We start from the raw sequence: 12895 nt of genomic DNA, 5'->3' as shown, positions 1-12895 counted from the left end.
ACCCTGACCCAGCGCAGGTTCATCGACGTGGTCTCGGAGGTGATGGCGCGGCGCATGTCCACCGACGCCTCCATCGTCGTGATGGGTGAGGAGGTGGGTGGCGGGCCGGGCCCACCGGGTCGGCGTCGGGGTCGGGCAGGCGTCCGGGCTCTACCTGCTGGCCTATTACCTCGGCAGCTCGGCGTTCGGGGCGATCGCCACCCACCAGTGGCAGACCGGCGGCTGGCTCAACGTGATCGCCGTCTCGGCCGCGCTCACCGGGGGCGCCGGCGTGCTCGTGCTGCTGGCCCGGCGCTTCGACCCGGCCGCGCGGTGATCAGCCGCACAGACGGTCCGTCCACGGATGCTCGCCGTACACCTCCGCGATGGCGCGTGCCAGCCAGCGGCGCTGGGAGCCGTCGAGCGCGGGCAGCGTCTCGGTGAAATCCTGCTCGTCCTTGGCGCGGGGGCGCTTGGCCTTGTAGAACAGCTGGACCTCGGGCGCCAGGTACGGGATGCCTTCCGGCGAGACCAGGCCCAGCTCGCCGATGGGGCGCCGCACCCGGCTGTCGCGCCGCGAGACCCACTCGTCGCCGTCGGACTCGTCGAGCATCACCTGGATGCGCCACGGCTTCTCAGGCCCGGGGCGGCACCAGATGTCGTCGACGGTCTCGGGCAGGATCTCGCCCGGCGCCCAGCGTCGCAGGACCCCCGGGGGATCCGCGGCCCACCACTCCCAGTGCGGCAGCGCCCGCTGCACGGCGAGCTGATCACAACGGAGCAGCAGGATGTCGATGTCCCCGTGCTCCCGGAACGAACGGCCCAGCGCCAGCTCGATGGCGTAGCCGCCCGCGATCCACCAGGGGCCCGGCAGGATCGACAAGAGCGCGGCGACGTCAGAAAGCGGCGCGGGATCCCAGGTTCCCCACGGCGTCTCCCGGCGGATCATGCCCGCCATCTTCGCGCTTGATCACCATCCTTGTATGGATCTTTGAGAATCGGCCGCCATCGATCCCGGGCGAAGGCGCGGTCCACGTTCAGGCGGATTCGTCCGCGCCGCCTTCGATGTCGCCCTCGACCTTGAGGTAGACCTCCTGAAGGTCGTTGAGGATCTCGGGGTCCGGGTGCTCCCACATGCCGCGCCCGGCCGCCTCCAGCAGGCGTTCCGCCATGCCGTGCAGGGCCCACGGGTTGGACTCGGCGAGGAACCGCTGGTTCTCCGGGTCCAGGACGTAGGTGGCGGCGAGCCTGTCGTACATCCAGTCGGCCACCACGCCGGTGGTCGCGTCGTACCCGAACAGGTAGTCGACGGTCGCCGCCAGCTCGAACGCCCCCTTGTACCCGTGCCGCCGCATCGCCGCCACCCAGCGCGGGTTGACGACCCGGGCGCGGAAGATCCGCGCCGTCTCCTCCGAGAGCGTCCGGGTGCGCACCGCGTCCGGACGGGTGCTGTCGCCGATGTAGGCGGCGGGCGCCTTGCCGGTCAGGGCGCGCACGGTGGCGATCATGCCGCCGTGGTACTGGAAGTAGTCGTCGGAGTCGGCGATGTCGTGCTCGCGGGTGTCGACGTTCTTGGCGGCCACGGCGATGCGCCGGTAGGCGGTCTCCATGTCCTTTCTCGCGGGCGTGCCGTCCATGTCCCTGCCGTAGGCGAAGCCGCCCCACACCGCGTACACCTCGGCGAGGTCGGCGTCGTCGCGCCAGTTGCGGCTGTCGATCAGCGGCAGCAGCCCCGCCCCGTAGGCGCCCGGCCTCGACCCGAAGACGCGGGTGGTGGCCCGGCGCTCGTCGCCGTGTTCCGCGCGGTCGGCCACCACGTGCGCCCGTACGAAGTTGACCTCCTCCGGCTCCTCCAGCCCGGCGACCAGCCGCACCGCGTCGTCCAGCATCACGACGACGTGGGGGAACGCGTCGCGGAAGAAGCCGCTGATCCTGACGGTGACGTCCACGCGGGGGCGGCCCAGCTCCTCGTGGGGGATCGGCGCGAGGCCGGTGACCCGGCGGGACGCCTCGTCCCACACCGGTCGTACGCCGAGGAGCGCGAGCACCTCGGCCACGTCGTCACCGGAGGTGCGCATGGCGCTGGTCCCCCAGATCGACAGGCCCACCGAGCGCGGCCAGTCGCCGGTGTCGGCGCGGTAGCGTGCGAGCAGCGAGTCGGCCATGGCCTGCCCCGTCTCCCAGGCAAGGCGGCTCGGCACGGCCTTGGGGTCGACCGAGTAGAAGTTCCGGCCGGTGGGCAGCACGTTGATCAGCCCGCGCAGCGGCGACCCGCTCGGCCCCGCCGGCACGTACCCTCCGTCGAGCGCGTGCAGCACGGCGCCGATCTCGTCGCTGGTCCTCGCCAGCCGCGGAACGATCTCGGTGGCCGCGAAGCGCAGGATCCGCCCGGCCATCGGCGGTACGGCCACCCCCGCCGCCTCCCCGGCCACCGGCGGTACGGCCGCGCAGACCTCCTCCACCGCGCCGGGATCCCAGCCGCGCTCCTCCATGCCGTGGACGAGCGCCGCCGCGACCGTCTCGGCCCGGTCGGTGTCGGCCCGCGCGGCGCTGCCGTCCTCCGCCAGGCCGAGGGCCTCGCGCAGCCCGGGTAGCGCCTCGGCCCCGGCCCACATCTGCCGGGCGCGCAGCATCGCCAGCACGAGGTCCTCGCGGGCCCGGCCCACGGGCGCCTGACCCAGCACGTGCAGGCCGTCGCGGATCTGCACGTCCTTGACCTCGCACAGCCAGCCGTCGACGTGCAGCAGGAAGTCGTCGAACTCCGCGTCGTGCGGCCTGTCGTCCAGCCCGAGATCGTGGTCGAGCCGGGCGGCCTGGATGAGGGTCCAGATCTGGGCGCGGATCGCGGGGAGCTTGGCGGGGTCCATCGCGGCGATGGAGGCGTGCTCGTCGAGAAGCTGCTCCAGACGCGCCATGTCGCCGTAGGTGTCGGCGCGGGCCATGGGCGGCACCAGGTGGTCGACCAGGGTGGCGTGGGCGCGGCGCTTGGCCTGGGTCCCCTCGCCGGGGTCGTTCACGAGGAACGGGTAGATCAGCGGCAGGTCGCCGAGCGCGGCGTCCGGCCCGCAGGAGGCGGACATCCCGGCGGACTTGCCCGGCAGCCACTCCAGGTTGCCGTGCTTGCCGACGTGTACCACCGCGTGCGCGCCGAACCCGTCCTGGAGCCAGCGGTAGGCGGCCAGGTAGTGGTGGCTGGGCGGCAGGTCGGGGTCGTGGTAGATCGCGATGGGGTTCTCGCCGAACCCACGCGGCGGCTGGACCATCACCACGACGTTGCCGGCGCGCAGGGCCGCCAGCACGATCTCCCCCTCGGGGTCGCGCGAACGGTCGACGAACAGCTCGCCGGGCGGCGGTCCCCAGTGCCGCTCCATCCCCGCGCGGAGGTCCTCGGGAAGCGTGTAGTACCAGGCCCGGTAACGCGCGGCGGAGACGCGCACGGGGTTGCCGGAGAGCTGCTCCTCGGTGAGCCAGTCCTGGTCCTGGCCGCCCGCGGCGATGAGCGCGTGGACGAGCGCGTCGCCGTCCTGCCCGTCCACGCCCGGCAGGCCGCCCTCGCCCTCGGGCCCGATGTCGTACCCGCTCGCGCGCATGGCGGCCAGCAGGCGGACCACGCTGGCGGGTGTGTCCAGGCCCACGGCGTTGCCGATCCGCGCGTGCTTGGTGGGGTAGGCCGACAGCATGACCGCGATCCGCCTGTCCCCCGGGGGCACTTGCCGCAGCGCGGCGTGCCGTACGGCGATGCCGGCGACCCGGGCCGCGCGCTCGGGGTCCGCCACGTAGACGGTCAGGCCCTCCTCGTCGACCTCCTTGAAGGAGAACGGCACGGTGATGATCCGCCCGTCGAACTCCGGGATGGCCACCTGCGAGGCGGCGTCCAGCGGGGACAGCCCGTCGTCGCTCGCCGCCCAGGTCTCCCGGTCTCCCGTCAGGCACAGGCCCTGGATGATCGGGACGTCGAGCCGGGCGAGCGCCCCCACGTCCCAGGCCTCGTCGTCGCCGCCCGCCGAGGCGGTGGCGGGACGGGTGCCGCCCGCCGCCAGCACGGTGACGACCAGCGCGTCCACGCCGCCGAGAACCTCCATCAGGCCGGGCTCCGCGGTGCGCAACGACGCGCAGTACACGGGCAGCGCCCGGCCTCCGGCGTCCTCGATCGCGCCGCACAACGCCTCGACGAACCCGGTGTTCCCCGCGACATGATGAGCCCGGTAGTACAGAACCCCCACGACCGGCCGCCCCTCACCTTCGGCGCCGTCGGTCCTCTCAAGGACGCCCCAGCTTGGCGTGGGCGCGGGGGCCGCGAAGCCGTGCCCGGTGAGCAGCACGGTGTCGGACACGAACCTGTACAGCTCGGCCAGATTGGCCGGGCCACCGTGCGCCAGATAGGCGTGCGCCTCGGCGCACACTCCACCGGGGACGGTGGACAGCTCCATCAACTCGGCGTCGGGAGCCTGCTCGCCTCCGAGCACGATGACGGGGCGGGGCCCCGCCAGCAGCATGTCCAGCCCCTCCTCCCATACCCGCCGCCCGCCGAGCAGGCGGACGACGACCAGCTCCACGTCGTCGAGCAGCGGGGAGAGGTCCTCGACGGCGAGCCGCGCCGGGTTGTCCAGGCGGTACGGGGCGCCGCTCGCGCGTGCGCTCAGCAGGTCGGTGTCGGAGGTCGACAGCAGAAGTACGGGGAGATGGCGCACGGCACATCCTCACTCGGGGTCCGCGCCCCGGGTCGTGGGTCCACACGGCCTGGAGTCTCCTGGCTTCCGGATCGACGCTCACCCCGGCCTTCCCGCCCGTTGCCGGGCCGTGGCCTTGGATGGGGTTCGCTCCCCGGTGACAGTGGCGGGACCGCGCCGGATTCACACCGGCTTCCTCCTTGTGCCGTCGCTCCCCTATCAGATCACGGAGTCCGACTTATTGCGAGAAGTCGGGTTAACATCCTCAACGTGTCTGTCGTCGACTTTCCGGAGTCCTCGTCGCGATTCCACGTCCGGAAACCCCCGGACAGGTCGCGGGTGGACGCCTGTCCCGGTGCGTTGCAGACGCATCCGGCCGCGGACGGTGCCGTCGCCCGTATCCGGGTGCCGGGTGGCGTCCTCACCGCCGCCCAGTTGCGCGAGCTGGGCGCCGCCGCCACGTCCCTCGGCTCCGGGGTGGTCGAGCTGACCTCCCGTGCCAACGTGCAGGTACGAGGGCTGAACGCCGAGGGGGAGACCGCGTTCGCCGCGAGGATGGCCGCCGCGGGGCTGCTCCCCTCCGCGACCCATGAACGTGTGCGGAACATCCTGGCCTCCCCCATGGCCGGGCTCGACGGTCGCGGCCTGATCGAGGTGGCACCGCTCGTACGCGAACTGGACGAGGCGCTGTGCTCCCGCCCGGCCCTCGCGGGACTGCCCGGCCGGTTCCTGTTCGCCCTGGACGACGGCAGAGGCGACCTGCCCGCCCTCAAGGCCGACCTCACCTTCGTCCCGATCCCCGCGCCGGCCGGCGGAGAGCCGGTCGAGGGGGCGCTCCTCCTGGCGGGAGAGGACCACGGAGTACGCCTCGCCCCGACACAGGCGGTATCCGCGATGATGGCGGCGGCTGAGGCCTTCCTCGCCGAACGAACCGCCCAGAACTCGACGGCCTGGCGCATGGCCGAACTCGACGACGGCCCGGCGAGGATCGCCACCCACCTCGGCGGCTCCGCCCGCGTCGGGACGCCCGCCCACGCCGACGGCCCCACCGGGTCCGGGGAGCACGGCCCCGTGCCGGTGGTCTCCCCGGACGTGCCGTCTTCGCCGCCGCTCGGCCTGGTACACCGGCCCGCGCGGGGGGCCGTACCCGGGCCCGGGGAGAGGGCCGTCCCCCGGGTCGCGCTCGTCGTCATGCCGCCGCTCGGCCGGCTGACCGGCGCCCAGGCGCGAGCACTGGCGACGGCGGCGCAGGCGGGCGACGGCGAGATCCGGCTGACGCCATGGCGTGGCGCCGTCGTGCCCGGCGTCAGCGGAGCGGACGCGGAGTCATGGCTGTCCAGGCTCGCGGCCACCGGCCTGGTCACCGATCCCGCCTCCCCGTGGACCGGGGTCACGGCCTGCACCGGACGACCCGGCTGCGCGAAGTCACTCTCCGATGTCCAGGCGGACGCCGCGTCGATCGCGCACATCCAGGCGACCACCGCCCGCGCGCCGGGCGCCGGTGTGCTTCGCGTGCACTGGGCCGGGTGCGAGCGCCGGTGCGGACGGCCCGCCGGGCAGGCCGTACTCGTGGTGGCCACCGGCGACGGCTACCGTGTCGACGCCGGCGGCCGGAGCCTGCACTGCGAGGACATCGAGGAGACGACGGCCGCGGTCACCGCGGCCCGCCAGGTGGCCGGCACGTCCAGACGGTCCGGGGCGTGATGGAGGGATCCGGGTTCGTGTCCGTGGACAGGGGCGTCTGGTGAGGTCAGGCGTGCTCGTTCTCGGGGGGACGGGTGAGGCGCGGGCGCTGGCGGCGGCGCTGGCGGCCCGTCCCGAGGTCCGCGTGATCTCCTCGCTCGCGGGCCGTGTGACCGATCCCCGCCTTCCTGAGGGCGAGGTGCGCGTCGGGGGGTTCGGCGGGCCAGAACGCCTGGCCGACTGGCTGCGCGAACAGGGCATCAGGGCCGTGGTCGACGCCACCCACCCGTTCGCCGAACGGATCACCGCCTCGGCCGTACGCGCAACCGCGGCGGCGGAGGTCCCCCTGCTCGTGCTGCGGCGGCCAGGATGGCGGCAGGAGGCCGCAGACGACTGGCACTGGACGTCGTCCCTGCCGGAAGCCGCGGCGTCGCTGCCAGGGCTCGGAAGGCGGGTCTTCCTCACCACCGGACGCCAGGGCCTGCCGGTCTTCGCCGGCCTGGACGACCTGTGGTTCCTGATCCGCACGGTCGATCCACCCGATCCGCCGCTTCCTCGCCACTGCCGCCTCCTGCGCGACCGGGGTCCGTACACGCTGGACGGCGAGCGGGCGCTGATGCGCCGGCACCGCGTCGACGTGCTGGTCACCAAGGACAGCGGCGGAACGATGACCATGGCCAAGCTGTCGGCCGCACGCGAACTCGGCCTCCCCGTCGTCGTCGTACGCCGCCCGCCCCTCCCCCGGATCCCCGCTGTGGAGACCACGGAAGAGGCCCTCACCTGGCTCCATGGCCTCGTGAGTCGCTGGGCTCCGGGGCGGGCAGCGCCGTTCAGGCGGGGTAGCGGCGGGGGGTGAAGACGACGGGGCGGCCGTTCCGGTACACCGTGCGGGTCGTCGAGGAGCCGATGACCAGCAGGCAGCGCATGTCGACGCCGGCCGGGTCCAGCTTGGCGAGGGTGGTGACGCGCAGGCTCTCCGCAGGGCCGCCGACGTCCCGCCCGACGACCACGGGCGTGTCCGGGGCGCGGTGCTCCAGCAGGAGGTCCCGCGCCGCGGCCACCTGCCACGTACGGCTGCGCGACGCCGGGTTGTAGATCGCCAGCACCAGGTCGGCGCGTGCCGCGGCCGTGACGCGCCCGGCGATGACGTCCCACGGCTTGAGCTGGTCGGACAGGGAGAGCACGCAGTAGTCGTGACCGAGTGGAGCACCGGCCCGAGCGGCCACCGCGTGCGCGGCCGTCAGGCCCGGCACCACGCGCACCGGCACCCCGGCGAACCTCGGCTCGCACGCCACCTCCAGCACGGCGGCTGCCATCGCGAACACTCCGGGGTCACCCGAGGAGACCACCGCGACGCGGGAGCCCGCCTTCGCCAGCTCCAGCGCGTGCGCCGCCCGCTCGGCCTCGACGCGGTTGTCGGTCGGGTGCCGGCGCTGGCGGGGGTTGGGAGCCACCCGGTCCAGGTAGGGGCCGTAACCGACGAGCTCGTCGGCGGTCGCCAGAGCGTCCTGGGCCTCCGGAGTCAGCCAGTGGCGGCCCGCAGGGCCGAGCCCCACCACGACGACTTCCCCGAGGCCGCCCCCCGGCCCGGCCGTCCTGGGCATCGGGGACAGCGTGTCCGTGCGGCCCGCGCCCGGACCGGCGGGCACCGGCGACGGGGTGTCCATCCGGCTGGGCAGGATGGCCAGGGAGAAGTACGGCACCTCACCGGGGTCGACCCGCGCGAGCGGGGCTATCCGCTGCCCGCCGGTGGTCGCCCGCTCGACGTACCAGGCCTCGTCCAGGCGGCCGGCCCGCGCGAGCGCCTCGCGTACGGAGGTGAAGGTGCGGCCCAGCTTGAGGATCGCCGCCGAGTCGGCGGTGGCCAGCCGTGCCGCGAGCTCCTCCGATGGCAGCGTGCCCGGGAGGATGGTCAGGGTCTCCTCGCGCTCGACCAGCGGACGGCCCAGTACGGCCGACGCGGCGCTCACCGAGGTCACTCCGGGGACCACCTCGGTCGGGTAGCGGTGCGCGAGCCGCTTGTGGAGGTGCATGTAGGAGCCGTAGAAGAGCGGGTCGCCCTCGCACAGCACGACCACGTCGCGCCCGGCGTCGAGATGCGCGGCCAGGCGCTCGGCGCAGGTCACGTAGAACGCGTCGATCGCGCCCCGGTAGCCGCCCGGGTGGTCGGTGGTCTCGGTGGTGACGGGGTAGACCAGCGCCTCCTCGATCTGGTCGCCGCGAAGGTAGGGCTCGGCCACCGTGCGGGCGATGCTCCGCCCGTGCCGGGCGCTGTGGTAGGCGATCACGTCGGCCTGGCGGACCAGGCGCGCGGCCTTCACCGTCACCAGCTCCGGATCACCGGGCCCGAGCCCCACCCCCCACAAACGTCCGAGAGCCCGCTCCCCACCCTGAGCTCCCCCGGACCCCTCGGCACGCCCCGTGCCCCCGGCATCGTCGTCCATGCTGTCGCTCATTCCTCCTCGCTCGCGATCGCGTTGACGGCCGCGGCGGCCAGCGCGCTCCCACCCCGGCGGCCGTGTACCACCAGGTAGTCGAGGCCGTCGCCGTACGCGGCGAGGGCCTGCTTGGACTCGGCGGCGCCGATGAACCCGACCGGGACGCCGAGCACGGCGGCCGGCCTGCCCGCCCCCTGCCGGACCAGCTCCAGCAGCCGAAACAGCGCGGTGGGCGCGTTGCCGACGGCCACCACGGCGCCGTCCAGCCGGTCCCGCCACAGCTCCAGCGCCGCCGCGCTGCGCGTGGTGCCGAGCCGGCGCGCCAGGTCCGGCACCCGGGGGTCTCCCAGCGTGCAGAGCACGTCGTTCCCGGCGGGAAGGCGGGCGCGCGTCACGCCGGACGCCACCATGTTCGCGTCGCACAGCACCGGCGCCCCGGCACGCAGGGCCGTACGGGCGGCGGACACCACGCCGGGCGACCAGGCGAGGTCGGTGGTCAGGTCCACCATGCCGCAGGCGTGGATCATCCGGACGGCCACTCGCGCGACGTCGTCCGGCAGACCCGCGAGTTCGGCCTCCGCGCGGATGGTGGCGAAAGACCGGCGGTAGATCTCCGCCCCGTCTCGGATGTAGTCGATCACGATCTCCTTCTGATCTCCGCGCACCGCTAGTCGCGTTCGCGTGCGGTGGAGTAGAGGTGGCTGTCGGGGAACTCCGAGGCCGTGAGCACGCCGCCGACGATGACCACGGCGGTGCGTACCACGCCCGCCTCGTGCACCCGCTCGGCGATGTCGGCCAGGGTCCCCCGCAGGACGACCTCGTCGTCACGGCTCGCCCGTGCCACCACCGCCACCGGGCAGCCGGCGCCGTAGTTCGGCGTCAGCTCCTCCACCAGGGCGTCGATCCGCTGGACGGCCAGGTGCAGCACCATCGTCGAACGGCTGAGGCCGAGCGTCCCGAGGTCCTCGCCGTCGGGCATGGCGGTGGCGCGGGCGGACGTGCGGGTCAGCACCACCGTCTGTCCCACTCCCGGCACCGTCAGCTCGCGGCCCAGCGAGGCGGCCGCCGCCGCGAACGCGGGAACGCCAGGGGTCACGTCGTACGGGATCCCGGCGGCGTCCAGGCGGCGCATCTGCTCGGCCATGGCGCTGAAGATGGACGGGTCACCCGACTGCAACCGCGCGACATCGTGCCCGGCCGCGTGCGCGGAGAGCATCTCTTCCACTATCTCGTCCAGCGTCATCCGCGCCGTGTCCACCAGTCGCGCGCCCGCCGGCGCGAAGTCGAGCAGTTCCTTCGGCACCAGCGAACCGGCGTACAGGCAGACCGGCGAGGAGGCGATCAGGTCGCGTCCCCGCACGGTGATGAGATCGGCCGCTCCCGGCCCCGCCCCGATGAAGTGCACCGCCACGTCATGCCTCCCCTGCCTCACGCCTGTTCCCGCCACGTGTGTCGTCCTCGGACCGCCGTCCGCGTCGCCCGTTCCCGGCCCCGGTGTCATCCGCGGACCGCCGTCCACACCGTCACCGGCATCGACGGGCGCCACGCGGTGAAGCCGCCTACCGGGCCGGCCCGTTGGACCGCGATTCGCAGGAGGTCGCCGCCGACCTTGGCGTGCCAGGCCGCGACCACCGCCTCGGACTCCACGGTCACCGCGTTGACCACCAGCCGTCCGCCAGGGCGCAGGGCGTTCCAGCAGGTCTCGACGGTGCCCGGCGCGGTGCTCCCGCCTCCGACGAAGACCGCGTCGGGTGGTTCGAGGCCCGCGAGGGCCGCGGGGGCCGTTCCGGTCACCACCCGCAGCCCGGGTACGCCGAGCGCCGACGCGTTGCGCCCGACGCGGGCGGCCCGCTCGGGACGGCTCTCCACGGCGACCGCCCGGCAGGCCGGATGGGTACGCATCCACTCGATCGCCACGCTTCCCGCCCCCGCGCCCACGTCCCAGAGCAGCTCACCGGGCACGGGCGCCAGCCGGGACAGCGTCACGGCGCGGACCTCGCGTTTCGTCAGCTGCCCGTCGTGCTCGAACGCGTCGTCCGGCAGGCCGGGGACCGACCCCAGGACCGCCGTGTCCGGATCGGCCCGGCACTCCAGGGCCACGATGTTCAGCGGATCCACCTCCGCCTCCCATCGGGCGGCCGTGGACCTCACCAGGCGCTCGTGCGGGCCGCCGAGCTGTTCCAGCACGGTCATCGCGCTACCGCCGTAACCCCTTGAGGTCGCGAGCCCGGCGATCGAACCCGGCGTGGTGGCGTCCGCGCTCAGCGCCAGCACCCGGCTTCCCGGTCGCAGGACGCGGTTAAGCAGCTCGACCGGACGGCCGACCATGCTGACGACGGTCGTGTCCTCGACCGGCCAGCCCATCCGGGCGCAGGCCAGCGAGACCGACGACGGATGCGGCAGCACGCGGACCCGGCCCGGGCCGAGAAGCCTGACGAGCGTCGTTCCGATGCCGTGGAACATGGGGTCGCCGCTGGCCAGGACGCATACGGCCCTGTCCGCGCGTTCGGCGAGGAGGCCGGGGAGGGCAGGGATCATCGGCGAGGGCCACGCGACCCGTTCGGCGCCCGTGTCCGGCACCAGGGCGAGCTGCCGGGAACCGCCCATGAGCACCTCGGCGGCGCCGATCTCCCGCCGCGCGGAGGCGGACAGCCCGTCCCAGCCGTCGGCGCCCACCCCGACGACGACCACCGGCCCGCTCGTGTCCGGCCGTGCCGGGAACGCGCGCCCGGGGCCGCTAGTGCCGGGCACGGGACACCAGCCTCGCGGCCAGGTGGGGAGCACCGGCCCAGTGGAGGTGCAGGTACGACGCGGCGAGCGACGGTCCGCCGTATCCGTCGGCGCCGCCGCGCCAGCGGTAGAGCGGCTCGGCGTCGCCGGACGGAGTGACGCGCGTGCGGTGGAACTCGTGCCCGTGGTACCGCTCTCCCTCGCGGGTCAGCACCGAGTCGCGTACGGCCACGGCGCTCCGGTAGCCGAGTGTGAGCGTGCCGGTCATCGCGGCGGTCGCGGCGACGACCCCGCACATCGGACGTCCGTCCAGCTCCCGGCACAGGTAGAGCAGGCCCGCGCATTCGGCGACGATGGGGCCGCCGAAGGCCGCGACCTGCCGGCGGAGGGGTTCGTTGGCCGACAGCTCCGCCGCGTACACCTCGGGGAAGCCTCCGGGGAGCACCAGGGCACGCGTCCCGGCGGGCAGGCTCTGCTCGCTCAACGGGTCGAAGAGGGCCACCGTGCCGCCCGCCGCCTCGATCAGCTCCGCCTGCTCCGCGTAGCCGAAGGTGAACGCCTTTCCCCCGGCGACCGCCACCACGACGTCCGTACCGGCGCCTGCCCCGGTGAGATCGCCGACCGCCTCACGGGCCGTCCAGGTTCGACCGGGGAGGGTGGACGCGCTGCGGGCCAGCCGGACGAGGGACTCCAGGTCGCAGGTGGCGGCCACCAGTTCTCCCATCCCGGCCACCGCGTCCACCGCCCGCGCGCTGCGCTCCGCGGGCGGGATCAGGCCGAGGTGGCGGGACGGCGTCGCGGCCACCTCGCTGCGCGGGATGGCGCCGAACACGGCGATCCCCATCTCGTCGAGCGCCTCGCGGCAGATCCGCTCGTGTCGCGGCGAGCCCACCCGGTTGAGGATCACCCCGCCGACGCGCACGCGGGTGTCGTACGACATGAACCCGTGGACCAGCGCCGCGACCGATCTCCCCTGACCCGAGACGTCGACGACCAGGACGACCGGAGCGTCCAGCAGCCGGGCGACATGAGCGGTCGAAGCGAGGTCGCCACCACGGGAATCCCCCGCGCCGGATGAACCGTGCGGGGAGGCGGCGCCGTCGAAGAGGCCCATCACTCCCTCGATGACGGCGATGTCGGCCCCGGCGGCTCCGTGGGCGAGCAGGGGGACGATCAGATCGTCCCCGACCAGCCAGGGATCGAGGTTGCGTCCTGGACGGCCGGAGGCGAGCGCGTGGTAGCCCGGGTCGATGTAGTCGGGGCCGACCTTGTGCGGGGACACGACGAAGCCCTTGGCGGTCAGCGCCGCCATGAGCCCGGTGGCCACCGTGGTCTTGCCCGAGCCCGAGGAGGGGGCCGCGATGACCAGGCGCGAGATCTCACTCACCGGTCGCC

At 74.0% G+C, this 12895-nt stretch carries 10 protein-coding genes and 1 riboswitch; of the genes, 3 read left to right on the top strand and 7 right to left on the bottom strand.

The genetic code is table 11. The features are described 5' to 3' along the window. Positions 1-85: 85 nt before the first annotated feature. Complete coding sequence (locus AB0B89_RS06560; RefSeq protein ID WP_358549083.1) at positions 86-316, top strand: hypothetical protein; 231 nt, start codon at positions 86-88, stop codon at positions 314-316. Here the strand turns inward: AB0B89_RS06560 and AB0B89_RS06555 are convergent, their stop codons facing one another. Together AB0B89_RS06555 and cobN are read right to left on the bottom strand one after the other, a co-directional pair. Next, positions 317-928: an amino acid transporter gene (locus AB0B89_RS06555; RefSeq protein WP_358549080.1), complete on the bottom strand. Its 612-nt coding sequence runs from the start codon at positions 926-928 to the stop codon at positions 317-319. Between the two features lie 88 nt (positions 929-1016). Then, the gene (gene cobN / locus AB0B89_RS06550) at positions 1017-4670 is read right to left on the bottom strand and encodes a cobaltochelatase subunit CobN (RefSeq protein WP_358549077.1); all 3654 of its coding nucleotides are present in this window, start codon (positions 4668-4670) and stop codon (positions 1017-1019) included. Between the two features lie 33 nt (positions 4671-4703). After that, positions 4704-4901, bottom strand: a riboswitch (cobalamin riboswitch). Positions 4902-4919: 18 nt separating this feature from the next. Between cobN and cobG the strand changes: the two genes are divergently transcribed. Both cobG and AB0B89_RS06540 read left to right on the top strand, forming a co-directional pair. After that, positions 4920-6353 (top strand): precorrin-3B synthase, encoded by a 1434-nt coding sequence (gene cobG / locus AB0B89_RS06545; RefSeq protein WP_358549075.1) that lies wholly within the window; start codon positions 4920-4922, stop codon positions 6351-6353. 52 nt (positions 6354-6405) lie between these two features. After that, the gene (locus AB0B89_RS06540; protein ID WP_358549072.1) at positions 6406-7188 is read left to right on the top strand and encodes a cobalt-precorrin-6A reductase; all 783 of its coding nucleotides are present in this window, start codon (positions 6406-6408) and stop codon (positions 7186-7188) included. Here the strand turns inward: AB0B89_RS06540 and AB0B89_RS06535 are convergent. From AB0B89_RS06535 to AB0B89_RS06515, 5 genes are all read right to left on the bottom strand, one after another. After that, positions 7163-8788 carry a precorrin-2 C(20)-methyltransferase gene (locus AB0B89_RS06535; RefSeq protein ID WP_358549069.1) on the bottom strand — a complete coding sequence of 542 codons (1626 nt, stop codon included), beginning with the start codon at positions 8786-8788 and terminating at the stop codon, positions 7163-7165. The two genes, AB0B89_RS06540 and AB0B89_RS06535, sit on opposite strands and share 26 nt — an antisense overlap. Further along, positions 8785-9411, bottom strand: a complete 627-nt coding sequence (locus AB0B89_RS06530) for a precorrin-8X methylmutase (protein WP_358549066.1) — start codon at positions 9409-9411, stop codon at positions 8785-8787. The genes AB0B89_RS06535 and AB0B89_RS06530 overlap by 4 nt, the downstream gene beginning before the upstream one ends. Before the next feature lie 26 nt (positions 9412-9437). Beyond that, positions 9438-10181: a precorrin-4 C(11)-methyltransferase gene (gene cobM / locus AB0B89_RS06525; protein ID WP_358549063.1), complete on the bottom strand. Its 744-nt coding sequence runs from the start codon at positions 10179-10181 to the stop codon at positions 9438-9440. An 86-nt stretch (positions 10182-10267) separates the two neighbouring features. Then, positions 10268-11521, bottom strand: coding sequence for a precorrin-6y C5,15-methyltransferase (decarboxylating) subunit CbiE (gene cbiE, locus AB0B89_RS06520; protein WP_358549060.1), 1254 nt, complete (start codon positions 11519-11521; stop codon positions 10268-10270). Next, positions 11508-12887 carry a cobyrinate a,c-diamide synthase gene (locus AB0B89_RS06515; protein WP_358549058.1) on the bottom strand — a complete coding sequence of 460 codons (1380 nt, stop codon included), beginning with the start codon at positions 12885-12887 and terminating at the stop codon, positions 11508-11510. The genes cbiE and AB0B89_RS06515 overlap by 14 nt, the downstream gene beginning before the upstream one ends. Between the last annotated feature and the right edge of the window lie 8 nt (positions 12888-12895).

This window comes from Sphaerisporangium sp. NPDC049002 (assembly GCF_040649355.1).
Classification (GTDB): domain Bacteria; phylum Actinomycetota; class Actinomycetes; order Streptosporangiales; family Streptosporangiaceae; genus Sphaerisporangium.
Note: the sequence above shows the minus strand (reverse complement) of the source record. Positions and strands in the feature narration are given on the sequence as shown.